The sequence below is a fragment of the Streptomyces sp. NPDC088732 genome (assembly GCF_044751205.1).
In the GTDB taxonomy this organism is placed as follows: Bacteria; Actinomycetota; Actinomycetes; order Streptomycetales; family Streptomycetaceae; genus Actinacidiphila.
Genome location: NZ_JBIVLI010000011.1, coordinates 61048 through 87652 on the forward strand (window position 1 = coordinate 61048; position 26605 = coordinate 87652).

Genomic DNA, 26605 nt, shown 5'->3' on the forward strand with positions numbered 1-26605 from the left:
GTATCAATCACCCCTTTGACGTCCACCACCCACCTACCCCGTGACCACGGCCGCCCCGGCGCGCCGCCCTTTTGCGCGCCCATGGATTGAAACGTTAAAACGCGTCGCGATACCAATGAGGTGTTCATGAAACGACGTCCACCCCTCGTACGCCGGCTCGCGCTGCTCGCGCTCGCCCTCGGCATGGTGCTCGCGGGCACGCCCCAGGCCTTCGCCGACCGGGCCCCCCGCAACCATGCCCCGCAGGCGCCGGACGGCCTGACGGTCGACGACCGGACCGACCCCCTCGCGGTCGACGGAGCACCGCAGTTCGGCTGGCTGCCGCAGGACAAGGACCCCGGCGAGATCCAGACCGCCTACCGCATCCTCGTCCGCGACTCCGCCGGGCGCACGGTCTGGGACAGCGGCAAGGTCGCCGGCTCCGAGCAGTCCTGGGTGCCCTACGGCGGTCCCGCGCCGGCCCCCGGCGCCACGTACCGCTGGCAGGTCAGGACCTGGGACCGCGCGGGCGAGGCCTCGCCCTACTCGCGCGAGGCCTCCTTCGGCGCCGGGCTGGGCGACCAGGACTGGTCGGGCGCCCAGTGGATCCGCCGCCCCGCCACGGGCAACGACGCCGCCAACGAGTGGACGGCCGCGCGCAAGGTGCTGCGGGTCTCGGCGGGCAGCCCCGTGGTCCGTACCCGGATCTGGGTCGCGGCCGCCGGGGACTGGCAGGTCGACGTCAACGGCGCCCAGGTGCAGCGCAGTTCCTCCTACGAGTACGCGGGCGAGGGCTTCTACGACGTCGCCGCCGTACAGGGCGTCAAGGCCGGCCGGGACCTGGCCGTCGGCGTGCTGACGCACTACTGGTCGTGCAAGTGCCAGGGCCGGGCCAACGGGCCGGCCGGCCCCGAGGGCCCCTCGGGCACGCTGGTCAAGGTGGTCGTCGAGCACGCCGACGGCAGCCGTGACGTGGCGGTGTCCGACGGCAGCTGGAAGGTGCACCGCTACGACCCCCAGCGCGTCGACACCCTGACGTACCGCAACAGCGACTCCGGCGACCGCGTCGAGTACTACGACGCCACCGCCGAGCCGACCGGCTGGGACACCGCCGGCTACGACGACAGCGCGTGGGCCGCCGCCACCGTCGTCGGCACGCACCCGCGCCCGAACCCCGTCAGCTGCGCCGCATACTCCGGCGGTTCGTCGCCGTGCGCGTTCACCCACCTGTCGGCGCTCCAGGCCCACCTGTCGCAGAGCACCGTCCACCCGGTCTCGGTGCTGCGCCTGCCCGACGGCACCGTCTTCGCCGACTTCGGGAAGGTGTACGCCGCGGTGCCCTCCGTCCGGCTCGACTCCGGCACCGCGGGCCGGCAGCTGACGTTCACCACCAGCTACCGGCGCAGCAACTCCACGCTGAACGCGGCCGCGGCCAGGGGCGACACCGCCGTGACGCTCGCCAGCACGGCCAACGTCCACACCGGCGACGCGATCACCGTCGACGGGCCCGCCGACGGTTACGGCCCCGGGAATCCGGAGTCCCGTACCGTCACCGCGGTGGACGGCACCACCGTCACCCTGGACCGCCCGCTGCGCGAGGACCACGCCGCGGGCCGCTGGGTGGACAACTCCCGCGCGGGCACGTCCGGTCTGGACACCCAGGGCAGCAACATGCGCTTCTTCTTCACCGAGAAGGACGGCCGGCAGACCGCGCAGCCCTTCACCTACTGGGGCTGGCGCTACCTCCAGATCAGCGACCCCGGCGAGAAGCTGACGGCGCACGACATCAGCGCCGTCGTCCAGAACACCGACGCGCCGCACGACGCGACCTTCCGCAGCAGCGACGACACGTTGGACCAGGTCTTCGACCTGATGCAGCGTTCGGCGCTCCAGTCGGCGCAGAACGTCTTCCTCGACACCCCGACCCGCGAGAAGGGCCAGTTCCTCGGCGACACCGTCGACGAGTCCTTCGCGACCATGACCGCGAACGGGGAGCGCGGCCTGACCCGCCAGGCCATCGTCTCCTTCATGAACTCGCAGGCACGCTACTGGCCGAACGGCGCCATGAACGCCGTCTACCCCAACGGCGACGCCAAGCGGGACATCCCCGACTACACCGAGATGTTCCCCGAGTGGGTGCTGCGCTACTACCGGACCACCGGCGACCGGCAGTTGCTCGCGCAGGCCCTCCCGGTGATGCGCAACATCGCCGACTACATCTGGTCGGCGGTCGACGACCGGGGCCTGGTCGCCGACCTGCCCGGCGGCAGCGGCGCCTATCTGCACGGCATCATCGACTGGCCGGCGCCCATGCGGTACGGCTACGTCACCGACGGCAACGTCGACCGCACCGTCGTCAACGCGCTCGGCGTCGGCGCGCTGCGCTCCGTCGCGGAGGCCGCGGCGGAGCTCGGCGACCACGCCACCGGTGCCGCGTACGGGGACCGGGCGGAGAGCGTCGCCACCGCGATGCGCGCGCAGCTGCGGGACCCCGTCAGCGGTCTGTGGTCGGACGGCCTGACGGCGGACGGTGCGCGCATCGCCCACCAGGGCGAGCACGCGCAGTCCTTCCCGGTCGCCTACGGCGTGGCCGCGCCGTCGGAGTACGCGGCCCTCGGCGACGGCATGGACGCGCTGGGGATGCAGCAGGGCCCGATGACGCTGCGCACCCTGCTGGAGGCGCTGCGGGTCACCGACCGGCCGGACACGCTGGTGCGGATCCTCACCGACCCCTCCGCCGACGGCCCGGCCCAGGTCCTCGCCGAGGGCGGCACCTTCATGTGGGAGCAGTGGACGCCGGGCTGCGCCACGAGTTCCTGCACCGGGAGCCAGGTCTCGCAGAGCAACAGCGAGAGCATGTCGCACGGCTGGGGCGGCGCGGGAGCGGTCGGCGTGCTCGAGGGCGTGCTCGGCCTCACCGTCACCGGTTCCGGCGGCTCGTCGGTGCGGATCGCCCCGGCGGACGCGGGGGTGAGCCACGCCTCCGGCACGCAGTGGACCGAGCGCGGCACGGTGGGGGTCAGCTGGACCCGCAAGCGGCACGGCGTGGACACCTCGGTCGAGGTGCCGGTCAACGTCACGGCGACGGTCGCCCTGCCGGTGGTGGACGGCGGCCGCTACACCGTGTCCGGCGGCCGCGCGGCGTACCTGGGCGTCCAGGACGGGCGGGCGGTGTACCGCGTCGGATCGGGGCGGACGGCGTTCACGTCCGTGGGCCGCGGCTGACCTGAGGGGCACGCCCCTCGCACACGAAGGGCCCCGGCGCGTGCGCCGGGGCCCTTCCCGCTGCGGTGACGCGGCTCCGCCGTCAGTTGAGCGCCGCCGCCAGGACCGCCGGGGCCTCCGCGAGGGAGGGTCCGTACCAGGTGAGGTGGCGGCCGCTGACCAGCGCCGAGGGCAGACCCGGGAACGCCTCGGGCCCGTCGTCCGCGGTGAAGCGGTACGGCTCGTCGGGCAGGACCACGAGATCGGCCCCCGCGGTGTTGAGCTCCCGCACCGGGACCCGCGGATAGCGCTCCTGGTGGTGGCCGTAGACGTTCTCGACGCCGAGCCGGGCCAGCAGGTCGCCCGCGAAGGTGTCCCGGCCGAGCACCATCCAGGGGCGGCGCCAGACGGGGACCACGGCCCGGCGCGGCCGGGGCACGGGCCGCACCGTCCCCCAGGCCTTCTCCGCGGCGTCCAGCCACGCGGGACGGGGCAGGCCCAGGGCGCCGACCACCACGCGGTGCAGTTCCTCGAAGGCCTGCGGCAGGCTGCGCACCTCCGTGACCAGCACGTCGAGCCCGGCGGACCGCAGCGCCCCCAGGTCGGGCGCGCGGTTCTCCTCCTCGTTGGCGATCACCAGGTCCGGGGCCAGCCGGACGATCTGCTCGATGTCGGGGTTCTTGGTCCCCTGGACCCGGGTGACCCGCAGGTCGGGCGGGTGGCTGCACCAGTCGGTCGCGCCCACCAGGAGTGCGGGGGCCGTGGTCGCCACCGCCTCCGTGAGCGAGGGCACGAGGGACACCACACGCCGTGCCGGGCCGGACTCGCGACGGGTCATATGCCCACCGTATCGAGCCCCGGCGCGCGAGGACGGCCGGACGGCGCGGCCGCCGGAACTGAGGGAGGGGGATCCGGGTACCGCGCCGTCCGGGGTGCGTGGGGCCGCGGGACGGCGTCAGCCGACCGGGGCCAGCCGGTTCTCGACGGACGGGTTCGCGGCGAGCCAGTCGCGGACGCCGTCCTGCTCGTGGCCCTGGCCCGCACCGTGCACGGCGCCCTCCAGCCCGGTGAGCTCCTTCTCGCTGAGCCGGAAGTCCTTCAGCCAGCGGGCGACGGCGGGCTCGTCGGCCGCGAAGCCGTCGCGGGCGAGGGTGTGGATGCCGTCCCCCTTGCCCCAGGCGCCGAGCGGGTCCTTCAGCTTCTTCAGCGAGTGCTCGCTGTAGGCCCAGTGCGGGGACCACAGGGTCACCACGACGGGCTCCTTGGCCTTGATCGAGCGGTCGAGCTGGGCCAGCATGCTCGCGGTCGAGCCGGTGGTGACCTTGTACTCGCCCTCCAGCCCGTACGTCTTCAGCACCGTGTCGTTGAGCATCGACATCATGCCCGCGCCGGGCTCGATGCCGATGATCCGGCCGCCGAACCGCTTGCCCTGGCCCTTGAGGTCCGCGAGCGAGTCGACGCCCTTGACGTAGGAGGGGACGGTCAGCTCCAGGGAGGTGGGGCCGTACCAGGAGCCGTAGTCGTCCAGGTGGTCCCGGTACTTCTCCCAGTACGACCGGTGCGTGACGGGCAGCCAGGAGTCGGTCTCGACGTCGACCCGCCCGGCGGACATGCCGGTGTAGAGCGCGCCGACGTCGTACTGCGTGACCTTCGGCCGGTAGCCGCGGCGCTCCAGCAGCTCCTTCCACAGGAACGTGGAGGCGATGCCCTCGTCCCAGGGGATGTAGCCGAGGTCGACCTGCCGGCCCTTGCCGACGTTGTTCGCCCCGGAGACCGCGGGCCTGTCGTCCCCGCCGCCGCCGAGGACGTTCATGCCGCCGGCGACGAGGGCGAGGACGACGACACCGACGACGGCCACGGAGGTGTGCGGACGGTAGGTCCACAGCCGGGACCGGCGCGGGGCGGCGGCCGCGGCGAGCGCGCGCCGGCCGAGCGGCGAGACGCGGCTGCCGAGCGCGCCGGTCACGCGGTCGAGGTACATCGCCAGGACGACCACCGACAGGCCCGCCTCGAAGCCGAGGCCGATGTCGACCTGGCTGATGGCGGTGAAGACGGAGGCGCCGAGGCCCCCGCCGCCGACCATGCCGGAGATGACGACCATGGACAGCGCCAGCATGATCACCTGGTTGACGCCCGCCATGATCGTGGGCAGCGCGAGCGGCAGCTGCACCCGCAGCAGGGTGCTGCGCGCGGTGGTGCCGAACGCCTCGGCGGCCTCGACGAGTTCGCCGTCGACCTGGCGGATGCCCAGCTCCGTCATCCGCACGCCCGGCGGCAGGGAGAAGACGATGGTGGCGATGATGCCGGGCACCTGGCCGACGCCGAAGAAGAAGATGCCGGGGATCAGGTAGACGAAGGCGGGCATCGTCTGCATGAAGTCCAGCACCGGGCGCAGCCCGGCGGAGACGGTGCGGTTGCGCGCCGACCAGATGCTCAGCGGCACGGCAAGCACGATCGTGACGACGGTGGCGACGAGCACCAGGGACAGGGTGTCCATGGCCTCGTCCCACTGCTGGACGGAGATGACGACCGCCAGGCCCGCGAAGGACAGCACACCCGCGGTCGCCCCGCGCAGCCACAGGGCCAGGACGGCGAGGATCCCGGCGAGCAGCAGCGGCGCCGGGGCCTGGAGCACGGCGTCCAGGCCGTCGTACATGCCGGAGACGATCGCACTGATGACGTCGAAGAGCGGGCCGAAGTGGTCGCGCAGGAAGGTGACGGCGCTGTCCGTCCAGTCGCCGAGGGGCAGCCTAGGCACGCGCCGCCTCCTTCCGGGCCTGCGCCGGCACTTCGGGCGCCGCCCCGTCGGTGCAGGGGGCGGGCGGGCCGTCGTACGCGCCGAGTCGGGCGAGCAGCCGCTCCCGGGTGATCACACCGGTCACGTCGCCGTTCCTGTCGCGGACGGCGACCGGGTGCGGCACACGGGCGCTGACGGGCAGGACGTCGGCGAGCGGGGTCCGCGGGTCGACGCTCTCGCAGCGGCAGTCGCCGGCGTCCGGGCGGGACGGCGGATCCATGACCGTGCCGGCGGTCAGCACCCGGGAGCGGTCGACATCGTGCACGAAGGAGGCGACGTGGTCGTCGGCGGGGCGCAGCAGGATGTCCTCCGGTGTACCGGTCTGCACGATGCGGCCGTCGCGCATGACGGCCACGCGGTCCCCGAGGCGCATCGCCTCGTTGAGGTCGTGGGTGATGAAGACGATGGTCTTCTTCAGGGCGCGCTGGAGTTCCAGCAGCTGGTCCTGCATGTCGCGGCGGATGAGCGGGTCCAGGGCGCTGAAGGACTCGTCCATCAGGAGCACGTCGGCGTCCGTGGCCAGCGCGCGGGCCAGGCCGACGCGCTGCTGCATGCCGCCGGACAGCTCGTCGGGCCAGGAGCCTCCCCAGCCGGCCAGTCCGGTCAGCTCCAGGGCCCGCGCGGCGCGCTCCTCGCGCTCCTTGCGGCCGGCACCCTGCACCTCCAGGCCGTACGCGGCGTTCTCCAGCACGGTGCGGTGCGGGAAGAGCGCGAAGTGCTGGAAGACCATGCTGATGCCGTGCGAGCGCACCCGGCGCAGCTCGCGCGGGGAGAGCGCGGTGAGGTCGCGGCCGTCGAAGAGCACCCGCCCCGAGGTCGGGGGGAGCAGCCCGTTGAGGGTGCGCAGCAAGGTGGACTTGCCGGAGCCCGACAGTCCCATGACGACGAAGATCTCACCCTCGCGGACGTCGAAGCCCGCGTCGATCACGGCCGCGGTCGTGCCGCCGGCGCGCAGTTCCTCGCGTCCGGCGCCGTCCCGCAGCCGGCGCACGCCGTCCTCGGGATCGGGGCCGAACACTTTGTACAGATGCTCTGCCTGCAACCGGTACACATACACCTCTGGGGTCGTACGGAGGACGACCTGCTGCCCCCGCACCCAGGTCGTGGAGCGTTCCTGGCCCGCTCCGGACCGGCGGCTGCCCCGACACAAGCGGAGCAAACTGTTCCGTGACCGAGGTCACGGTGTCCGCGGTGTCCGAGGTCTGCGGCATCATCGGCGTGTGACTCGACGCCTGATGCTCCTCGACACCGCCAGCCTCTACTTCCGCGCGTACTTCGGGGTGCCCGACTCGGTGCGCGCCCCGGACGGCACGCCGGTCAACGCCGTGCGCGGACTGCTGGACTTCATCGCCCGCCTGGTCGCCGACCACTCCCCCGGCGACCTGGTGGCGTGCATGGACGCCGACTGGCGTCCGCAGTGGCGGGTGGATCTGATCCCCTCGTACAAGGCGCACCGGGTGGCCGAGGAGGTCCCGGAGGGCTCGGACGTGGAGGAGGTGCCGGACACGCTGTCGCCGCAGGTGCCGGTGATCGAGGCGGTGCTGGACGCGCTCGGCATCGCCCGGGTCGGGGTCGCGGGGTACGAGGCCGACGACGTGATCGGGACGCTGGCGGGCGGGGCGGCCGGTCCGGTGGACATCGTCACCGGCGACCGCGACCTGTTCCAGCTCGTGGACGACGCGCGCGGGGTGCGCGTGCTCTACCCGGTCAAGGGCGTGGGCGCGCTCGACGTGGTCGACGAGGCGTGGCTGCGCGCCAAGTACGGGGTGGACGGCCCCGGTTACGCCGATCTCGCCACGCTCCGCGGGGACCCGAGCGACGGCCTGCCGGGCGTGCCGGGCATCGGCGAGAAGACCGCGGCCAAGCTGCTGGACGCGTACGGCGACCTGGCGGGGATCATGGCGGCCGCCCACGACCCCGCGTCGAGGATCACCCCCGCGCAGCGCAAGCGCCTCCAGGAGGCGGCGGACTATGTCGCCGTCGCGCCCAAGGTCGTCCATGTCGCCGGCGACGTGCCGCTGCCCGTCTTCGAGCCGCGGCTCCCGCGCGAGCCGCGCCACCCGCAGGAGTTGTCGGCCCTGGCCGAGCGGTGGGGGCTCGGCGGCGCGCTGCAGCGGCTGCTCACGGTGCTCGGGGCGGCGCAGGCCGGCTGAGGCGGCGCGGCTCCCGCGGCCCGCCCGGCAGCGCGCGCGTTCCGGGAGTCGTCGCCTTCCGGGGGAGCAATGGGTTAGGCTTGCCTAACCGTCGTGAGGGAGTGTGTTCATGGCAGACCGTCCGGTGCGCAGGAAGCCGCAGCTCAACCGCGCGCGGGTGCAGCACGTGGAACGACTGACCCCGCACATGGTGCGCGTGGTGCTCGGCGGCGGGTCGCTCCAGGGCTTTCCCGTGGGCGACTGCAGCGACCACTACATCAAGCTGCTCTTCCCCGCCGAGGGCGTCCGCTACCCCGAGCCCTTCGACATCCAGGCGATCCGCGCGGAGTTCCCGCGCGAGCAGTGGCCGCGCACCCGGACGTACACGGTGCGCCACTGGGACGCCGAGTCGTGCGAGCTGACCGTCGACTTCGTCCTGCACGGCGACGAGGGCCTGGCCGGCCCCTGGGCCGCCCGCGTCCGGCCCGGCGAGGAGATCCTCTTCCTCGGTCCCGGCGGGGCGTACATGCCGGACCCGGCCGCCGACTGGCATCTGCTGGTGGGCGACGAGAGCGCGCTGCCGGCCATCGCCGCGTCGCTGGAACGGCTGCCGGAGGGCTCCCGCGCCCATGTCTTCGTGGAGGTCGCCGGGCCGGAGGAGGAGCAGAAGCTCCCCACGCCCGGTGACGCCGAGATCACCTGGGTGCACCGCGGCACCGGCCGCGTCGGCGAGGCCCTGCTGCGCGCGGTGCTCGCCCTGGAGTTCCCGCCCGGGGACCTCCAGGCCTTCGTCCACGGCGAGGCCGGCTTCGTCAAGCAGCTGCGGCGGCTGCTGCGCGTCGAGCACGGGGTGCCGCGCGAGCGCCTGTCGATCTCCGGCTACTGGCGCACCGGGCACGACGAGGACGGATGGCAGGCCTCCAAGGCTGACTGGAACCGCCGGGTGGAGGAGGAGCAGGAGACCCCGCGGGCCCTGGCCTCCTGACACCGCGGTCCCCTGCGGACGCACGAGGCGTGACCCCGCGACGGGGCCACGCCTCGCTGTCTGTGCCGGGCCGGACTCAGACGGACTTCTGGTACGAGCGGAAGGTGCGGGTCGACAGCCACACCGCGGCGACCGCCACCGCGACCAGCGCGCCGCCCCGGCTGAGCACGCCGCCCCAGTCGGGGGTGTCGGCCATCGCGGAACGGCCCGCGACCAGCGCCCAGTTCACCGGGTTGAAGTCCGCGACGTGCCGCATCCAGGCCGGCATCAGCGCGGGCGCCATGAAGGCGGACGACAGGAACGTCAGCGGCAGCAGCAGGAAGGTGTTGATGCCGATGATGCTCTCCCGCTGCCGGACCAGCATGCCCATGGCGTTGGAGAACGCGCCCACCAGGGTGCCGAGCAGCACCGACGCCGCGACGAGCACCAGCAGTCCGCCGACCCCGCCGGGGTAGTCGGCGCCGCCCAGCCGGCCCAGCGCCACGATGACGACCGACTGCAGGGCGGTGCTCAGCCCCTGCGAGACCACGTTGCCGTTGATCAGGGCCGCCCGGCTGACCGGGGTGGTCAGGAAGCGGTTGAGGGTGCCGCGCTCGATCTCCTCCAAGGTGCCCATCCCGGCCCACATGTTGGAGGACAGCGCGCTCATCACGACGACGCCCGGCACGAGGTAGTCCAGGTAGGAGCCCCCGCCGAAGCCGGGTAGCTCCACGACGCGGCGGAAGAGCCCGCCGAAGAGGAAGAGCCAGATCACCGGCTGCACCAGGGTGATCAGGAGGTAGGCGGGCTGCCGCAGCACCGCCATCAGCTGACGTTGCGTCATGTACCAGGTCTGCGTGAGGGCGTTGCCCGGCGCGGTCGCCGTGCTCATCGCGCACCTCCGGCGCTCGCGGGGACGGCGTCGGAGGCGGCCGCCGGCGATCCGGTATCGGCGTCGGCGAAGCGGCGTCCGGCGTACCGCAGGTACACGTCGTCCAGGGAGGGACGGGCGACCGTCACGGAGGCGACGGCGGCGCCCTCGCGCTCCAGGACCGCGAGCACCCGCGGCACGGCGGCTCCGCCGTCGTCCGCACGGGCACTGAGCCGGCGCCCGTCGAGCACCGCCTCCCGCACACCCGCGAACTCGGTGAGCGCGGTCTCCAGCAGATGCGCGTCGACCGGGCCGGCCGGCCGGGTCAGCTCCACGTGCACGGCGTCGCCGCGCAGTTCGCCCTTGAGCCCGTCGGGTGTGCCCTCGGCGACCACCCGGCCGCGGTCGACGATCGCGACACGCTCGGCGAGCCGGTCGGCCTCCTCCAGGTAGTGCGTGGTGAGCAGGATGGTCAGTCCCTCGTCGCCGGCGAGCCGGGCGATCTCGTCCCACATCGCGGTGCGCGCCTCCGGGTCCAGCCCCGTGGTCGGCTCGTCGAGGAAGAGCACCTCGGGCCGGTGGACCAGGCCGAGCGCGACATCCAGACGCCGCTGCATGCCGCCGGAGTACGTCCTGACCTGGCGCCCGGCGGCGTCGACGAGGTCGAACCGGGCGAGGAGTTCGTCGACCCGGCCGGTGAGGCCCGTGCCGCGCAGGCCGTACAGCCGGCCCTGCAGCCGCAGGTTCTCCGCGCCCGTGGCGACCGGGTCGGCGCCGGACCTCTGGGCGACGACGCCGATGGCGCGCCGTACCCGGTCGGGGTGGCGCAGCGCGTCGTGGCCCGCCACGACGGCGGTCCCCGAGTCGGGCCGGGCCAGGGTGGTCAGGATCTTCACGGTGGTGGACTTGCCGGCGCCGTTGGGGCCCAGCAGTCCGAAGACGGTGCCGGGCTCCACGGTGATGCCCATGCCGTCCAGTGCCCGGACGTCCCCGGGATAGGTCTTGACGAGGTCGTGCGCCACGATCGCGGGCGCGCGGGTGCTCATGACAGATTCCTCCGCATGTCGTGTCGATCGGTGTCGGTCGGTGCCGGTGCCGATGGGCACCGGCGTGCCGGTGCGGACCGTTCGACGGGAGGAGTGCCGGGCTACCCTGGGTGTGCTGCACCTCGGTCGCCTGGCATCCGTTCCCGCGGGTGTCCGGTCCGGGATTCACCTCCGGTGGGCCGCTGTTCCCGCAGCGGCCCACCGGGGGTTCTTTCACGAGGGGGGTGTGAGTTTGCCCAGTTCCTCCCTGAAGTGGCGGGCGGCCGCGCCGTCCCGGGTGAGGTCGTCGATCCCGCTCCAGGTGTCCGGCATCTCGCCGGTCGCCTGCCACTGCCGCCACTCGGCGGCGCCGGAGACGGCACCCCGTTCGAGGTCGTCCAGGAAGGCGCGGATCCACGCCGCCTCGGCCTCGATCATGTGGACCTGGTACTCGGTCTCCAGCAGGAACACCCGGGGCAGGTCGCGGCGGAGCCGCGCGAGCACACCGTGCACCGCGGCTGCCTGGACCTCCAGTTTGGCCACCCGCTCGGTGAGCAGCCCGACCACCTCGTCGGCGGGGAGCACGAGCAGCAGCGAGAGGGCGGCCTCGAAGGACGGGTACTCGCGGACGGGGACGGCGACCAGGTCGGAGAGCCAGTCGTGCAGTTCCTCGCGGCCGGCGTCGGTGAGGCCGTACAGCGTGCGCTCGGGGCGGTTGCCCTGCCGCTGAACACCGGTGACCTCGACGAATCCGTGCTTCTCCAGGTTCTGCACGACCGTGTAGAGCGAGCCGTAGTTGATCTTGATGCTCTGCTCCTTGCCCCGCTGCCGGAGCACCTGCGCGATCTCGTACGGATGCATGGGCCGCTCGCCGAGCGTCGCCATCACCGCCAGCGCCAGGGGGTTGCCGAGTTTGCGGCGCGCCGCCATGTCCGTACACCTCGCTTCCGTATATCCGTAGCCGAACATATCGCGAGTATCACGACGTGACAAGCGCGATACATCGCGAATCTCGACGGCCGGGCCGCGGCGGTGCCGCGGACCCGCAGGGCCGCGCACGGCACCGCACCACCGAGGTCAGACCCATCTGAATCCCCTTCAGCTCCCGCGGTTGCGGACCGGTGGGGACGGGGCAAGGGTGGGAAGGGAAGATCCGATCGAGTATCGAACGGAGTTTCCCATGCAAGCGCGAAAGTCCGACCTGTACGCACGTGACCTGACGGAGGCACGTTGGGTCAAGAGCACCAAGAGCCCCTACCGGGAGCTCTGTGTCGAGGTCGCGGACCTCGGCGGCGGCGCCGTCGCGATCCGCGACTCGGACAACACCGACCTGCCGGCACTGCGGTTCACCGCGGACGAGTGGGCGGCGTTCCGGGACGGCGTGCGCGACGGCGAGTTCGGCTGACGAGCCCCGTACCACCCTTGTTCGGCGGCCCGCACGCCGAAGCCGATGCACAGGGCCCGCGAACGGGCCGCCGAACACCGTGGCAAGGGCGCACCGCCCGGGATTCCGGGCGGGCAGGCCAACACGCTTGCGGCTCACGGCAGAAGGCCTCTGGAGTCGGCTCCAGGGGCTTTTCCATGTCCGCCCGGCACGCCCCGGCCGCACCCGGGACCGGCGCCCCGCGCCGCAGCGGTCACATCGTCAACACGCCCTTCCTGCACCGCAAAAGCCCCACAAGTGGACACATGACACCCGTCTCGCTACGGTCGAAGAACGGACAGCGCCGACGGTGATCCGGCCACGCGGAGCACGGCTCCGGCCCACCTCCTGACGAGGGCGCACCTCGGCTCCTCCACCGCGTCCGCCCGGCCGGCCGCCGCATCGGCCGCCTCGGCCAGGACGGCGCGTCACCTGCGCGTTCCGGCTTCCGGAAGGGGACATCATGCGCGCACAGCAGTTTCTCGCCCTGCTCGTCGCCCCGGCCGCGGCAGGCGCCGTGGCGTTCCTGCCGGCCGCCGCGTCGCAAGCGGCCGCGGCAGGCCCGGCGACGGCCGTCGCGGCCCCGTCCTCCGGCACGGTCGCCCCGCAGTCGTCCAACGACCGCTACCGCCGGGGCTTCAGGGACGGCTACGACGACGGGCGTTACGACTCCCGGAACTCCCGGCCGCGCTGCCGCGACTACCGGGAGTCCTACGATCCCCGCCGCAACGACCGCGACTACCGCCAGGGTTACCGCGACGGCTACCGCTCGGGCTGGAGCCGCTACTGCTGACCACCGGCGGTCCGTCCCCGGTCTGAGTGCCCATAGGCTGACGGCGTGACGGAACGCACACAAAGAGCGGCCGGCGCCGTGGTGGGTTCGGCGGTCGGCGACGCGCTGGGCGCGCCCTTCGAGTTCGGTCCGGAGGGCGCGTTCAGCACGCGTTTCCCGCGGGCGGGCGGCGGCGGCAAGATGTGCGGGGGCGCGGGTTGGGACCCCGGCGAGGCCACGGACGACACGCAGATGGCCGTGCTCGTCGCGGACTCCCTGCTGGAACGCGGAACCCTCGACCTGCCCGACATCTTCGCGCGGTTCCGGCGCTGGTCGGCCGCAGCCCCCAAGGACATCGGGATCCAGACCGAGACCGTCCTGACCTCGGGCGATCCCTGGAACCTGGCCGCCGCCCTGCACTACCAGACGCACGAGCGGGCGGCCGGCAACGGTGCCCTGATGCGCGCCGCCCCCGCCGCCGTCCACTTCGCCGGGCAGGGCCGGGCGGTCTCGCTCGACGCCGCCCGCCGGATCGCCGCCCTCACCCACGGCGACCGGGCCGCCTGGGAGGGCAGCGCGATCCTCCACGACCTCGTACGCGTCGCCCTCGACGGCGGCGACCCGGTCGCACCCGAGGTCGTGGCCGACGCCCTGGCCCAGGTGCCCGAACCGTACCGGGACCGCTGGGCCGTCGTGCTCGCGCCGCACTGGCACCCGGACCTGGCCACGGAGTTCAACGGCGCCGTCTGGCCCTGCCTCGGCTCCGCGCTCTGGGCGGTGCGGACGACCGGCTCCTACGAGGACGCGGTGCGCGCCGCGATCGACCTCGGCGGCGACACCGACACGGTCGCCGCAGTCACGGGCACCCTGGCCGGCGCGGTCCACGGGCTCGACGCCGTCCCCGCACGCTGGACCGAACCCCTGCACGTGCCGATCCCCGGCCGGCCCGGCCGGATCCTGGGTGCGACGGACCTCGTGGACCTGGCCGCGCGCCTCACGGAGCCGGCAGCGCCTCGCCCTCCCGGCGCAGACGCGCCATGACGTCCCCGAAGCACCCGGCGACCCGCAAGGCGGTGCGGACGACCGGCTCCTACGGGGAGCAACGCCGTCCCCGCACGCCGGACCGAACCCCTGCACGTGCCGATCCCCGGCCGGCCCGGCCGGATCCTGGCCGCACGGCTCACGGGGACAGCAGCGCCTCGCCCTCACGGCGCAGGCCCGCCATGACATCCTCGGGGCACCCGGCGACCCGCAGGGCAGCATCCGCGGCGGCCGAGGCGAACGCCGCGGCATCGGGGATCGGAGCCTCGCGGCGGATCAGGATCACGCCCTCGATGAGGCCGAAGACGAGGTCGGCACGGACGGCGAACGCCGCGGGCGGCAGTTCCGCACCGGCCGAGGTGGCGGCCAGCAGCGCGGCGTAGGCGGCCTTCAGCTCCTCCCGTACCGACCGGAACCCGGCGAAGCGCTCGGCCCGCACCTCGGGAAGCAGATAGAGCACGCCCAGGTTGTGCGGGCCGCCGCACAGCAGCGCCACGTCCGCACGGCACAGTGCCCACAGCCGGGCCTCGCCGGGTACGTCGTCCCGGCCGATCAGGTCACCGGCCAGCGCCAGGGAGGGGCGCACGGTGCCCTCCAGCAGCGCGGCCAGGAGGTCCTCCTTGCCGGCGAAGTAGTGGTAGATCGAGGCCTGCCGCATGCCGGCCAGCTCCGCGACGGCACGCGTCGTGGTGGCGGCGTAGCCCCGCGTCGTGAACAGCTCCGCCGCGGCCTCCAGCAGCTCCTCGCGTGTGGACAGCCCGGTCTCCGGCCGCATCTGCGCCCGCGGCCGTCCGACCCGCCGTCCCGTGCCGCTCATCCCCCGATCCTCGCACAGGCCTCCCCGGCGCGGCCCGGTCCCGCGACGGGGCCGGGCCGCGGACGCCGCGGTCGGGCCGTCGCGGAATGCCCGACCGTCCCACGGCCTGGGCGAAGGCCGGCCCGCCCTGGCCCGAAGGCACCCGGAAGGGTTCAGCCCACCGAGGAGTAGGCCACGACGCCGCGCAGCAGGCCGTCGACCGCCTTGCGGGCGTTGCGCCGCACCTCGCCGCCCTCCGGGGCCGCGCCGGCGATCTGGCCGAGCACGTCGATGAGTTGCTTGGTCCACCGCACGAAGTCGCCGGCCGGCATGTCCGCGTCGCGCAGCACCGCGTCGAGGCCGTGGCCGGAGGCCCAGCGGTAGGCGGACCAGGCGAAGCCGAGGTCGGGCTCGCGCTGGCCGACGCCCTCGGCCTGGTTGATGCGGTGCTCCTCCTCCAGCGCGTCCAGCCGGCCCCAGATGCGGACCATCTCGCCGAGCGCCTCCTTGGCCCTGCCGGACGGCAGCCGCGGCGGCAGCGCGTCGTCGGCGGACCGGGCCTCGTAGACCAGGGCCGAGGCGCAGGCGGCGAGTTCGGCCGCGTCGAGGCCCTCCCACACGCCGTCGCGCAGGCATTCGCTGGCGAGCAGGTCGAGTTCGCCGTAGAGCCGGCCGAGCCGGCGTCCGTCGGGGGTGACCTGGTCGCCCTCCAGGTAGCCCAGGTCGGTGAGCAGGGCGCAGATGCGGTCGAAGGTGCGGGCGATGGTGTTCGTCCGCCCCTCGATGCGTCGCTCCAGCTGCTTGGTGTCGCGGGCGAGCCGCTGGTAGCGCTCGGACCAGCGGGCGTGGTCCTCGCGCTCGTCGCAGCCGTGGCAGGGGTGCGCGCGGATGGCGGTGCGCAGCCGGGCGATCTCGGTGTCGTCCGCGGCGGCGGAGCGCTCGCGGCGCGGCCGCTGCGGGGCGATGCCCGCCGTACCGGCCTTGGAGCGCATGGCGGAGGCGAGGTCGCGGCGGGACTGCGGGCTGCGCGGGTTGAAGGACTTCGGGATGCGCATCCGGTCCAGCGGTTCGACGGGCACCGGGAAGTCCATCTGCGCCAGCCGCTTGACCTGGCGCTCGGCGGTCAGCACCAGCGGGCGCGGCCCGTCCTGGTGGAACTGGTCCTGCCGGCTGTGGTGGCCGGGGCTGCGGCCGGCCGGCACACCGGGGTCCAGCACCAGGGCGAGGCCCGCGAACTTGCCGGACGGGACGTGGATGATGTCGCCGGGCCGCAGCTTCTCCAGGGCCTGCACGGCGGCCGCGCGGCGCTGGTTGGCCCCGTGGCGGGACAGTTCGGCCTCGCGGTCCTTCAACTGCCTGCGCAGCGACATGTATGCGTCGAAGTCGCCGAGGTGGCAGGTCATGGAGGCCTTGTAGCCCTCCAGTCCCTCCTCGTTGCGCTGCACCTGCCGGGAGATGCCGACCACCGAGCGGTCCGCCTGGAACTGCGCGAAGGAGGTCTCCAGCAGCTCGCGCGAGCGGTGCCGCCCGAACTGGCCGACCAGGTTGACGGCCATGTTGTACGAGGGCTTGAACGACGATCGCAGCGGATAGGTGCGGGTGCCGGCGAGCCCCGCCAGGTGCGCCGGGTCGAAGGCGCGCTGCCACAGCACCACGGCGTGGCCCTCGACGTCGATGCCGCGCCGCCCGGCGCGCCCGGTGAGCTGGGTGTACTCGCCGGGGGTGACGTCGGCGTGGGTCTCGCCGTTCCACTTGACGAGCTTTTCCAGGACGACGGAGCGGGCGGGCATGTTGATGCCGAGCGCGAGCGTCTCGGTGGCGAAGACCGCCTTGACCAGGCCCTTGACGAAGAGTTCCTCGACGACCTCCTTGAAGGTCGGCAGCATGCCCGCGTGATGCGCGGCGATGCCCCGCTCCAGGCCCTCCAGCCACTCGAAGTAGCCCAGGACGTGCAGGTCCTCGTCGGGGATGGACTTCGTGCGCTCCTCGACGACGGCCCGGACCTTCGCCCGGTTCTCCTCGCTGTTGAGCCGCAGCCCGGCGTACAGGCACTGCTGGACGGCGGCTTCGCAGCCGGCCCGGCTGAAGATGAACGTGATCGCGGGGAGCAGCCCCTCGGCGTCCAGCCGCTCGATGACCTCGGCCCGGCTGGGCGTCCAGATCCGGCGCTGCTGGCGCCGGTCCCGCTCGCGGTCGGCCTCGCGGATCTTGCCCGCGCGGCGGTCGCGGCCGTTGAAGGGACGCTGGTTCTCCATGCGGGCCAGGCGCACCAGGTCGGGGTTGACGGAGCGCTGGGGGGCCGGGCCGGAGGCGCCCTGCCGTTCCTCGAAGAGGTCGTACATCCGGCGGCCGGCCAGGACGTGCTGCCACAGCGGCACCGGGCGGTGCTCGGAGACGATGACCTCGGTGTCGCCGCGGACGGTGTCCAGCCAGTCGCCGAACTCCTCGGCGTTGGAGACGGTCGCGGAGAGCGAGATCAGCGTCACGGACTGCGGGAGGTGGATGATGACCTCCTCCCACACCGCGCCGCGGAAGCGGTCGGAGAGGTAGTGCACCTCGTCCATGACCACGTAGCCGAGGCCGTCGAGCGCCTGGGACCCCGCGTAGAGCATGTTGCGGAGCACCTCGGTGGTCATGACCACGATCGGCGCATCACCGTTGACGCTGTTGTCGCCGGTGAGCAGGCCGACGCGCTCGGCGCCGTAGCGCTTGACCATGTCGGTGAACTTCTGGTTCGACAGGGCCTTGATGGGCGTGGTGTAGAAGCACTTGCGGCCCTCGCGCAGGGCCAGGTGGACCGCGAACTCGCCCACGATGGTCTTGCCCGATCCGGTGGGCGCGGCCACCAGCACGCCCTTGCCCTCCTCCAGCGCCCGGCAGGCGTCGATCTGGAAGGGGTCCAGGGCGAAGTCGTACAGCTCGCGGAAGCCCGCGAGTGCGGTGGCCTGCTCGGCGGCCCGGGCCTTGGACGCCGCGTAGCGCTCGGCGGGAGACATCTCGTCGTTCATCTTGAAAACGAGACTACCCGGCACCACTGACACCCGACTGATCTTTTACCGTCCGCGCACCACGGCCGCCCCGGCGGGCCGCTCCGTGTCCGGTTTGCGAAGAACCGGACCGGCACTAGCGTGGCAGGCACGGACCGCCGCCCCGGCCCGGACGCCGACGAGGAAGGGACCTCATGGCCACCCTGGTCTCCGTGAACGTCGGACTGCCCAAGGACGTCGAGTGGCGCGGGCGGATCACGCACACCGGTGTCTGGAAGCGGCCCGTCGCGGGCCCGCGCACCGTGCGGCGGCTCAATGTGGACGGCGACGGCCAGGGCGATCTCGCCGGGCACGGCGGGGAGCAGCGGGCGGTGCTGGTCTACCAGCTCGACTCCTACCGCCACTGGCAGGAGCAGCTGAAGCGGGACGACTTCGCCTACGGCCAGTTCGGCGAGAACTTCACCGTTGACGGACTGCCCGACGACGAGGTGTGCATCGGCGACCGCTACCGCATCGGCACCGCGGAGTTCGAGGTGACCCAGCCCCGGGTGACCTGCTACCGGGTGGGCCTGCGGATGGAGGAGCCGCGGATGGCGGCGCTGCTGGTCGCCCACGCCCGGCCGGGCTTCTACTTCCGCGTCCTGACCGAGGGCGAGGTGACGGCGGGCGACGAGATCGTCAAGCTCGCCACGGGACCCGAGGCGATGACCGTCGCGGAGATCGACGCGGTGCTCTACCTGCCGGGCCACGAGCGGTCCCAGGTGGAGCGCGCGCTGCGCATCCCGGCGCTCAGCCCCGGCTGGCAGGGCTCGATGCGGGCCCTGCTCGCGGACGCGGCCGGCGAGGCGGAGGACGGCAGGCCGGCGGGGACGGCCAGGAGCAACGCCGGGCTGACCGCGGGAAGCGTCGGCCCGCCGCCGGCGTGGCCGGGCTTCCGGACGCTGCGGGTGGCCGGGATCGTCCCGGAGAGCGAGGGCATCTCCTCGGTGACGCTCGCCGCGGCCGACGGCCGGCCGGTACCGCCGGGGCTGCCCGGGCAGTTCCTCACCGTGCGGATGCGGCCCCGCCCGGACGCGCCGCCGGTGATCCGCAGCTACTCGCTGTCGGGCCGGCCGGGCGCGGCGGCCTACCGGATCAGCGTGAAGCAGGAACCGCACGGCGCGGCGAGCACCTATGTGCACGAGCACCTGAAGGTGGACGACGTGCTCGAAGTCGCCGCGCCCCGCGGCGCCTTCACCCTGGACGAGGGGACCGCGCCGGTCCTGCTGGTGTCCGCGGGGGTCGGGGCGACACCGGTGCTGGCGATGCTGCACGCGCTGGCCGACGCGGGCACCCGGCGGCCGGTGTGGTGGGTGCACGGCGCCCGGGACGGCCGCCACCACCCCTTCGCGGCCGAGGCACGCGACCTGCTGGCCGGCCTGCCCGGCAGCCGTGCGTACGTCGCGTACAGCAGACCGCGCGCGCAGGACCGCCCCGGGACCGACTACACCGCGGCGGGCCGGCTGACGGCGGACGTGCTGCGCGCACTGGCCCCGCCGGCCGACGCGGAGGCCTATGTCTGCGGCCCCGACGCCTTCATGGCCGACATGACCGAGGCCCTGCGCGCCTGCGGGCTCGCGGCCGGCAGCATCCGCACGGAGGCCTTCGGGGCGCAGTCCGCGATCACCCCCGGCATCGCCCAGGGCCCGGCGAAGGCCCCGCACCAGCCCGCGCACCCGCCCGGCCCGGCCACCGGCCCCACGGTGTCCTTCGCCCGCAGCGGCCTGAACGTGCCCTGGGACCCCGGCTACGGCACGCTGCTGGAACTCGCCGAGGCCTGCGACGTGCCCACGCGCTGGTCGTGCCGCACCGGTGTCTGCCACACCTGCGAGACCGCGCTGCTCTCGGGCCGCGTCCGCTACGAGCCCGACCCGGTCGAGCCGCCCGGCGAGGGCGATGTCCTCATCTGCTGCGCGCAGCCGCCCGAGGACCTCGTGCTGGACCTCTGACCCCGCTCACACACCGAGGAGGGGTTCACGCCCCGGTGAGCAGCCGCGCCGCCCGGGGCACCGTGACCGCGGTCAGCGGCAGCGGCCCGAGGCGCTCGCCGTCGGCGTAGCCCGTGAGGTCCGCGGCCGCCAGGGACACCTTGGCCGCGCGGTGCACGGTGACCACGGGGTGCGTGGTGTGGGTGCCGCGGAAGACCCGCGGGAAGACGCGCAGCAGCGTGGCCCGGGAGCAGGCACCCACCACGCAGATGTCGAACAGCCCGTCGTCCATCTCGGCCTGCGGGCAGATCCGCATGCCGCCGCCGTACGAGGACCCGTTGCCCACGGCTATCAGCGTCGCCTCGATCTCCCGCTCCGGGCCGTCGTCGAGGGCGATCCGGTACCGGAAGGGCCGCAGTGCCGCCAGTTCGGCGAGCATCGCCACGTCGTAGCGCAGCCGGCCCGCCGGGTAGCGCATGCGGTTGCCCCGGTCGTTGACGCGGGAGTCGAAGCCGGACGCCAGGACGGTGCCGAACCACCGCTCCCCGACCCGTCCGAGGTCGATCTCCCGGGTCCGCCCTTCCGCCAGCGCCCGGGCGATCAGCCGGCCAGCCGCCGCGGGGTCGCCCAGCGGGAGCCCGGCGGCGCGGGCGAAGTCGTTGCCGGTGCCCGCGGGCACCACGCCGATGGGGGTGCCGGTACCGGCCACCGCGCGCAGCGCCAGCGACACCATGCCGTCGCCTCCTGCGGCGACCAGCGCGCCGGTGCCGCCCTCGACCGCCTTGCGGGCCTTGAGCAAGGCGTCCGCGGCGTCGGCGCCGGTCACCGTGCGGACGGAGTGGCCCGCGTTCCGCAAGGCGCGGACGGCCGGCGACGCGGCGTGCGCGCCCCGGCCGCGGCCCGCGGTGGGATTGACGATGAGGGTGATCTCGCTGGTCACGCGCGGACCCTACCGCGCGTCACCGCCGGTGTCAGGTGGCGTCGTCGAAGCCGCGTCCGCTCGGCCGGATGTCGTCCTCGACGGGCGACGCCTGCTCGGGCACCGGGGCCCCGACGGGCTCGGGGGTGAGGTCGAGCACCGACGCCTCGTCGTCGTCCAGGTCGGCGTCCGGGTTGGCCCGGTGCTTGCGCCGGTCGTTGAGCAGCGAGACGGCGACGGCCAGGAAGTACAGCACCCAGATCGGGCCCGCCAGCGCCATCATCGTCAGCGGGTCGGTGCTGGGGGTGGCGACCGCCGCGAAGACGGTGATGCCGACGATCATCGCCCGCCACCAGCTGAGCATCCGCCGCCCCGTGACCACACCGCCGAAGTTCAGCAGCACCAGGAGCAGCGGCATCTCGAAGGCGAGGCCGAAGACGACGACCATGCGTGTGACGAGGTCGAGCAGGTCGTCCAGCGGGAGCAGGTTCTCGACGTTGCCCGGCGTGAACCCGATCAGCACCTGTGCCGTGGTCGGCAGCACCCGGTAGGCGAAGTAGCCGCCGCCGAGGAACAGCGGGAAGCCCGCGCCGACGAAGGAGAGCGCGTACTTCTTCTCGTGCCGGTGCAGGCCCGGCGCGAGGAACGCCCAGAGCTGGTACAGCCAGACCGGAGCGGCGAGCACCACGCCCGCCATCAGCGAGACCTTCAGCGCCAGGGTGAACGGCGTCAGCAGACCGTTGATGGTGATCCGGGCGCAGGTGCCCTGCGTCTGCTTGGACAGCTCGGTGAACGAACTGTTGCAGCCCACCGACTCCAGCACCGGCTTGGTGAAGAACTCGATGATCTCGTTGTAGAAGAAGGCGGCGACGACCGTGACGACGATGATCGCGAGCAGCGCCTTGGAGAGCCTGTTGCGCAGTTCACGCAGGTGCTCCACAAGGGGCATGCGCCCCTCGGGGTCCCTCTCCTGCTTGCGGGCGGACTTGAGCAACCCACGTCCTCAATTCGGGCGGTCGCCGCCGTCGCGGTCGGCTTCCGCGTACCTGTGCCGTGCGGTCAGCTCTGGGTGTGCTGCGTCTGCTGCTGCGGCGTCTCGTTGACCGGGCGGGCGCTGGAGACGTCGCCGGGCGCGGCCTGGATCGTCCGGGGCGCGGCCTGCGGGGCGTCCGCCGGCTGCTCGGCCGGGGCGGCGTCGTCGTTCTTCATCGCCTTGGCCTCGCTCTTGAGGATGCGCATCGACTTGCCGAGGCCGCGCGCCATGTCCGGCAGCCGCTTGGCGCCGAAGAGCAGCAGGATGACGACGAGAATGAGAATGATCTCGGTGGGGCCGAGCCGTCCGAACATGTGCGTCTACCTTCTCACCGAGGCGGCATGGGTACCTGTCTGCGATCTGCGGGCGCTGTGCACCCACCGACCACTCTGCCAGCGATCGTAACGTGCGGGAGTAAACGTGTGGCAATCACCCGGCATCCGTACAGTTGCTGCCCCCGCCGCACTCTTCCGGGGCCGCGAAGTGCAGCGTACCTCCCGGGACCGCTGAGAACGAGAGGCCGTCGGACGGCGGTGGTGCCGGCCGGCCCGCCGGGGGTCACGGCCGGGAGAGTTCACCGGCCTCCCGGGCCAGCGGCGCCGCCGCCCGCTGCAAGTCGTCCGCGGCGCGCGTCAGTTCGGCGCCGCTGCGCCCCACCTGACGGGCGAGGCCGAGCACCTCGGCGTACACGCGGATGCCGAGGACGCCGAGCACGAGGATGCCGGCGGTCGCGAGGCCGACGTACAGGTAGAGCCACCACATGGCAGCCGAGCGTAGCGGGTCAGCCCAAGTGGAGCCGCATCGTGCGCACACCGCCGTCGGTGAGCAGTTCCACGATGCGGTCCCCGGCGGGCTTGCGGACGGAGATGCCGCAGTCGGGGCAGGTGAAGGAGTAGAAGGTCGTCCGGTGGCTGCCGCCGATGGCCAGCCGCAGGTCGCCCGCGGCGAGTTCGAAGCTCGCCCGGCACTCGGTGCAGGAGGCCCGGAAGACCGCACCGGGCGCCGGATCGTCCCCCGGGGCGGGATCGTCCGCGCCGGACGTGCCGGACGTGCCGGGCGTGTCCGCCCGGTCCGCCGTGTCCGTCATGCCCGGTCCCCCGTCACTCGCCGTAGGCCGCGAGGGCCTGGGCGGCCGCGTCCCGGGCGCTGGCGACCAGGTCGGGCGGGGAGACGATGCGGCCGTCGCGGCCGAGCCGCAGCGCCAGCCGGCGCAGCGAGCCCGGGTCCGGGGTGCGCAGGGTGATCCGCAGGCCCCCGTCGGGCAGTTCCTCGGCGCGGTCGTGCGGGTAGTACTCGGCGACCCAGCGCCCGCCGGGCCCGACCTCGGCGACGACCTCCGGGTCGTCGCCGGCCGGCTGCACCAGCCCCTGGGACAGGTCGCGCGGCTCGATGCGCGGCGGGTCGCTCGCCTCGTCCAGCAGCCGGATCTCGGCGACCCGGTCGAGGCGGAAAGTGCGCCGGTCCTCCGACAGACGGCACCAGCCCTCGAAGTAGGTGTGGCCCACGGCGAACAGCCGGATCGGGTCGACCTCGCGCTCGGTGAGCTCGTCCCGGGCCGGCGAGTAGTAGCGGATCCACAGCCGGCGGCGTTCGGCGATGGCCCGGTCGACGTCGGCGAAGACGCTGCCCTCGGACTCGAAGGTCACCGAGAGCCGCGCCGAGGCGCCGGCGGCCTCGCCCGCCGCGCCCTCGATCTTGGCGGTGGCGCGCAGCAGCGCCTGCCGGTCGCTCTCGCGCAGCCCGGGCAGGTTGGCGACGGCGCGGGCGGCCACCAGCAGCGCGGCGGCCTCGTCGGCGGCCAGCCGCAGCGGCTGCGCGACGTCGTCCACGTTGTGCCACCAGATGCGCTCGCCATCGGTGTCGATGTCGAGCAGGTCGCCGCCGCGGAAGCTGGTGCCGCACAGCGGGAGCACGTTGAGGTCGCCGATCAGTTCGGCCTCGGTGACCCCGAACGCGCGGGCCACATCGGTCACCCGGGCGCCGGGGCGCTCGCGCAGATACGTGACCAGGGACAGCATCCGTCGCGTCTGGTCGATCGCGTTCGCCATCTCGTCCTTCTCCCCCGCTCAGCCCTTGGCGACGGCGCGCAGCCGGTCCACCACGTCGGCCCGCAGCTCGGCGGGCTCCAGCACGACCACGTCCGGGCCGAACTCCACCAGCCAGGCGTCCAGTCCGTGCCCGTACGGGATCTCCAGCTCGTCCCAGTCCGCGTCCACCGGCAGTGTCTCCACGGCCCGCGCCCGCAGCGGATAGCCGGAGTCGCGGCGCAGCCGGATCCGGGCGGTCGCGGTGGCGCCCTCGCCGGCCCAGCTGGCGACGGCGGCCCGCACGTCCACGTGGTCGGGCACATCGGCGGTGAAGGTACCGCCGCGGGTGCGCACGCGGCCGGTGATCCGGGAGAGCCGGAACACCCGGACGGCACCGCGGTCGCGGTCCCAGCCGGCCAGGTACCAGTGGCCGCGCCAGCACTCCAGCGCCCACGGCTCGACCTGGCGGGGCTCGGGGCGGACCGCGTTGGCCTTGCGGTAGTCGAAGACGACCGGCCGGCGGTCGCGCGTGGCGAGCATCAGCGGCTCGAAGGCCGGCTCGGGGGCCGGGATGCGGGGCTCCAGGGCGCTGTGCCCGGAGACGGCGGGATCGCGCGAGCCGTCTTCCGCGTCTGCCGCGTCCTCGGAGTTCGCGTCGCCGAACGGCACGCCCGCGGCACGCAGCTTCTGCAGGGCGCCGCTGGCGGCCTCCGCGAGCCGGGCCTGCTGCCACACCTTGGCGGCCAGGCTCAGCGCGGCGGCCTCCTCGGCGTCCAGGGCGATCTCCGGGAGGCGGTTGCGGTCCCTGCGGGCCAGGTAGCCGATCTCGCCGTCGATGCTCTCCACGGTCTCGATGACCATGCCGAGTTCACGCAGGTCGTCCTTGTCCCGCTCGAACATGCGGTTGAACGCCTCGTCGGAACCGATCTCGTGATAGGCCTCGATGGAAGCGCGCAGCTCCCGCTTGCTGACCGGGCGCCGGGTGTTCATCAGGCACAGCGCCAGGTTCATCAGCCGCTCGGCCTTGGCAATGGCCACTCGACGCAACCTTCTTCCTCTTCGGCTCTCGATCGAGACGGTACCGCGACGGCGCCGCCCGGCAAAAGCGAATGCGACCTGCTCGCCGGGGGTCCCCGGCGGGAGCCCGGACGCGGCGGAGCCCCCGTCGCTCCGGCGGTGCCGGTACGGCGGGGGCTCCACTGGGCGAAGGACGCCCTACGGTCCGTCAGACCGAGAGCAGGTCCACGACGAAGATCAGGGTCTCGCCCGGCTTGATGGCCGGGGTCGGGCTCTGGTTGCCGTAGGCGAGGTGCGCCGGGATCGTCAGCTGACGACGGCCGCCGACCTTCATGCCCTGCACGCCCTGGTCCCAGCCCTTGATGACCCGGCCGCCACCGAGCGGGAAGGTGAAGGGCGAGTTGCGGTTCCAGCTCGCGTCGAACTCCTCGCCGGTGCTGAAGGCGACGCCCACGTAGTGGACGGTGACGTTCTGTCCGGCCTTGGCCTCGGCGCCGTCGCCCTCCCAGATGTCCTTGATCTCCAGGTCGGCCGGGGGCTCGCCGCCCGGGAAGTCGATCTCGGGCTTGTCGATGCTCACGTACGTGCTCCTCTTGAAATGGCGGACAACCTGCACAGTCTTACATCACGGCGAGGATGTCGACCGTGAAGACCAGCGTGGAGTTGGCGGGAATACCGCTCTGCGCCTTGTTGCCGTAACCCTGGGCCGGCGGCACGACGAGCAGCACGCGGCTGCCGACCTTCTTGCCGGCCAGACCGTCCTGCCAGCCCTTGATGACCTGCTGGAGCGAGAAGTTGGCGAGCTGGGCGCGGGAGTACGTGGAGTCGAACTCCTTGCCGCCGTCCCACAGGACGCCCTTGTACTGCACGAGCAGGTTGTCGGCGGCCTTGACCTCGGGGCCGGTGCCCTCGATGACGTACTCGGAGACCAGCTTGGCCGGCGCGGCGCCCTTGGGAACGTCGATCGAGGGGGCCTGGCCGTCGGTGTTCGTGCCCACCTTGGGAAGCGCGGCGTCGCCCTGCGCGACGGCCTTGCCCTGCGCGGAGCTCTTGGCGCCGAAGGTGTTCACCACGTCCACGACGAACACCAGCGTGTCGGTGCCCTTGATGCCGGCCTGGGCGTTGCCCTGCGCGCCGTAGCCGAGGGCCGGCGGGATGGCCAGCTCGACGCGGTCGCCGACCTTCTTGCCCACCAGGGCCTTGTCCCAGCCGGGGATGACCTGCCCGACGCCGATCGGGAAGACGGCCGGCGCGCCGCGGTCGTAGGAGTTGTCGAAGACCTTGGCGGTGCTCCAGATCTGGCCGAGATAGTTCGCCTGGAGGAAGTCGCCCTTGGCGACCACGGCGCCCTTGCCCTCGATGACGGTCTTGACCGCGAGATCGCTGCTCGGCTCGCCCGGCCCCTTGGCGACGGTCGGCTTCTCGCCGAACTTCGTGCCGGCCGTGATGTCGGGCAGCGGGCCGCTGACGATGTTGACGGTGGCCGCGGGCGCGGAGCCGGCATCCGATGGGGAGGTGCCCGGCTTGACCTTGTCGGACTTGTCGTCACCGCAGCCCGCGAGGGTGAGCAGGCCGGCCGGCACGGCGAGGAGGAGAGAACGTCGGCGCACAGGGATCCCCATCAGGTCGATCTTGTCTATCTGGCGTGCGC

24 protein-coding genes are annotated in these 26605 nt (G+C 73.3%); 7 read left to right on the forward strand and 17 right to left on the reverse strand.

The window, feature by feature from the left end; genetic code table 11:
* The first annotated feature begins 126 nt into the window (after positions 1-126).
* On the forward strand, positions 127-3204 hold the full coding sequence (locus ACIP9H_RS19735; RefSeq protein WP_401959930.1) for an alpha-L-rhamnosidase N-terminal domain-containing protein: 3078 nt from the start codon (positions 127-129) through the stop codon (positions 3202-3204).
* Positions 3205-3286: 82 nt separating this feature from the next.
* Here the strand turns inward: ACIP9H_RS19735 and ACIP9H_RS19740 are convergent, their stop codons facing one another.
* The 3 genes from ACIP9H_RS19740 to ACIP9H_RS19750 form a co-directional block, all read right to left on the reverse strand.
* Positions 3287-4021 (reverse strand): helical backbone metal receptor, encoded by a 735-nt coding sequence (locus ACIP9H_RS19740; protein WP_401589027.1) that lies wholly within the window; start codon positions 4019-4021, stop codon positions 3287-3289.
* 117 nt (positions 4022-4138) lie between these two features.
* Positions 4139-5941 carry an ABC transporter permease/substrate binding protein gene (locus ACIP9H_RS19745; protein ID WP_401959932.1) on the reverse strand — a complete coding sequence of 601 codons (1803 nt, stop codon included), beginning with the start codon at positions 5939-5941 and terminating at the stop codon, positions 4139-4141.
* Positions 5934-7031, reverse strand: a complete 1098-nt coding sequence (locus ACIP9H_RS19750; protein WP_401960102.1) for a glycine betaine/L-proline ABC transporter ATP-binding protein — start codon at positions 7029-7031, stop codon at positions 5934-5936. Before ACIP9H_RS19750 ends, ACIP9H_RS19745 begins: the two co-directional genes overlap by 8 nt.
* 184 nt (positions 7032-7215) lie before the next feature.
* Here ACIP9H_RS19750 and ACIP9H_RS19755 point away from each other — a divergent pair, with 184 nt between their 5' ends.
* Together ACIP9H_RS19755 and ACIP9H_RS19760 are read left to right on the forward strand one after the other, a co-directional pair.
* A complete protein-coding gene (locus ACIP9H_RS19755; RefSeq protein ID WP_401960105.1) occupies positions 7216-8133 on the forward strand; it encodes a 5'-3' exonuclease H3TH domain-containing protein in 918 nt (305 codons plus the stop codon).
* Positions 8134-8242: 109 nt separating this feature from the next.
* Positions 8243-9097, forward strand: coding sequence for a siderophore-interacting protein (locus tag ACIP9H_RS19760; protein WP_401959934.1), 855 nt, complete (start codon positions 8243-8245; stop codon positions 9095-9097).
* Between the two features lie 76 nt (positions 9098-9173).
* On the opposite strand, the gene ACIP9H_RS19765 is transcribed toward ACIP9H_RS19760, so the two are convergent.
* The 3 genes from ACIP9H_RS19765 to ACIP9H_RS19775 all read right to left on the reverse strand — a co-directional run bounded on the left by ACIP9H_RS19765 (position 9174) and on the right by ACIP9H_RS19775 (position 11902).
* The gene (locus ACIP9H_RS19765) at positions 9174-9968 is read right to left on the reverse strand and encodes an ABC transporter permease (protein WP_401589034.1); all 795 of its coding nucleotides are present in this window, start codon (positions 9966-9968) and stop codon (positions 9174-9176) included.
* Positions 9965-10993: an ATP-binding cassette domain-containing protein gene (locus ACIP9H_RS19770; RefSeq protein WP_401589037.1), complete on the reverse strand. Its 1029-nt coding sequence runs from the start codon at positions 10991-10993 to the stop codon at positions 9965-9967. Before ACIP9H_RS19770 ends, ACIP9H_RS19765 begins: the two co-directional genes overlap by 4 nt.
* Before the next feature lie 213 nt (positions 10994-11206).
* Entirely contained in the window at positions 11207-11902 is a 696-nt protein-coding gene (locus ACIP9H_RS19775; RefSeq protein WP_401959936.1) for a PadR family transcriptional regulator, read from the reverse strand.
* A gap of 250 nt (positions 11903-12152) precedes the next feature.
* On the opposite strand from ACIP9H_RS19775, the gene ACIP9H_RS19780 reads away from it, so the two are divergent.
* The 3 genes from ACIP9H_RS19780 (at position 12153) to ACIP9H_RS19790 (ending at position 14208) form a co-directional block, all read left to right on the forward strand.
* On the forward strand, positions 12153-12377 hold the full coding sequence (locus tag ACIP9H_RS19780; RefSeq protein ID WP_401589042.1) for a DUF397 domain-containing protein: 225 nt from the start codon (positions 12153-12155) through the stop codon (positions 12375-12377).
* A 481-nt stretch (positions 12378-12858) separates the two neighbouring features.
* Positions 12859-13188 (forward strand): hypothetical protein, encoded by a 330-nt coding sequence (locus ACIP9H_RS19785; protein ID WP_401589044.1) that lies wholly within the window; start codon positions 12859-12861, stop codon positions 13186-13188.
* A gap of 45 nt (positions 13189-13233) precedes the next feature.
* A complete protein-coding gene (locus ACIP9H_RS19790; RefSeq protein ID WP_401959939.1) occupies positions 13234-14208 on the forward strand; it encodes an ADP-ribosylglycohydrolase family protein in 975 nt (324 codons plus the stop codon).
* Between the two features lie 139 nt (positions 14209-14347).
* Here ACIP9H_RS19790 and ACIP9H_RS19795 read toward each other — a convergent pair whose 3' ends face one another.
* Positions 14348-15025, reverse strand: a complete 678-nt coding sequence (locus ACIP9H_RS19795; RefSeq protein ID WP_401959940.1) for a TetR/AcrR family transcriptional regulator — start codon at positions 15023-15025, stop codon at positions 14348-14350.
* 152 nt (positions 15026-15177) lie between these two features.
* The gene (locus tag ACIP9H_RS19800; RefSeq protein ID WP_401589052.1) at positions 15178-18012 is read right to left on the reverse strand and encodes a DEAD/DEAH box helicase; all 2835 of its coding nucleotides are present in this window, start codon (positions 18010-18012) and stop codon (positions 15178-15180) included.
* A 173-nt stretch (positions 18013-18185) separates the two neighbouring features.
* Between ACIP9H_RS19800 and ACIP9H_RS19805 the strand changes: the two genes are divergently transcribed.
* Positions 18186-19979 (forward strand): MOSC domain-containing protein, encoded by a 1794-nt coding sequence (locus ACIP9H_RS19805; RefSeq protein WP_401959942.1) that lies wholly within the window; start codon positions 18186-18188, stop codon positions 19977-19979.
* Between the two features lie 25 nt (positions 19980-20004).
* On the opposite strand, the gene ACIP9H_RS19810 is transcribed toward ACIP9H_RS19805, so the two are convergent.
* From ACIP9H_RS19810 to ACIP9H_RS19850, 9 genes are all read right to left on the reverse strand, one after another.
* Positions 20005-20898, reverse strand: a complete 894-nt coding sequence (locus tag ACIP9H_RS19810) for a diacylglycerol kinase (protein WP_401589057.1) — start codon at positions 20896-20898, stop codon at positions 20005-20007.
* Between the two features lie 31 nt (positions 20899-20929).
* On the reverse strand, positions 20930-21871 hold the full coding sequence (tatC, locus tag ACIP9H_RS19815; protein WP_401589059.1) for a twin-arginine translocase subunit TatC: 942 nt from the start codon (positions 21869-21871) through the stop codon (positions 20930-20932).
* 65 nt (positions 21872-21936) lie between these two features.
* Positions 21937-22224: a Sec-independent protein translocase subunit TatA gene (gene tatA, locus ACIP9H_RS19820; protein ID WP_384280399.1), complete on the reverse strand. Its 288-nt coding sequence runs from the start codon at positions 22222-22224 to the stop codon at positions 21937-21939.
* Positions 22225-22468: 244 nt separating this feature from the next.
* Entirely contained in the window at positions 22469-22672 is a 204-nt protein-coding gene (locus ACIP9H_RS19825) for a hypothetical protein (protein WP_401589062.1), read from the reverse strand.
* Positions 22673-22691: 19 nt separating this feature from the next.
* On the reverse strand, positions 22692-22997 hold the full coding sequence (locus ACIP9H_RS19830) for a hypothetical protein (RefSeq protein WP_401589065.1): 306 nt from the start codon (positions 22995-22997) through the stop codon (positions 22692-22694).
* Between the two features lie 13 nt (positions 22998-23010).
* Positions 23011-23958, reverse strand: coding sequence for a helix-turn-helix transcriptional regulator (locus tag ACIP9H_RS19835; RefSeq protein WP_401589067.1), 948 nt, complete (start codon positions 23956-23958; stop codon positions 23011-23013).
* 18 nt (positions 23959-23976) lie between these two features.
* The gene (locus ACIP9H_RS19840) at positions 23977-24975 is read right to left on the reverse strand and encodes a helix-turn-helix transcriptional regulator (RefSeq protein ID WP_401959945.1); all 999 of its coding nucleotides are present in this window, start codon (positions 24973-24975) and stop codon (positions 23977-23979) included.
* 187 nt (positions 24976-25162) lie between these two features.
* On the reverse strand, positions 25163-25534 hold the full coding sequence (locus ACIP9H_RS19845; protein ID WP_360906338.1) for an FKBP-type peptidyl-prolyl cis-trans isomerase: 372 nt from the start codon (positions 25532-25534) through the stop codon (positions 25163-25165).
* Positions 25535-25574: 40 nt separating this feature from the next.
* Positions 25575-26564 carry an FKBP-type peptidyl-prolyl cis-trans isomerase gene (locus ACIP9H_RS19850; protein ID WP_401589072.1) on the reverse strand — a complete coding sequence of 330 codons (990 nt, stop codon included), beginning with the start codon at positions 26562-26564 and terminating at the stop codon, positions 25575-25577.
* Positions 26565-26605 lie beyond the last annotated feature (41 nt).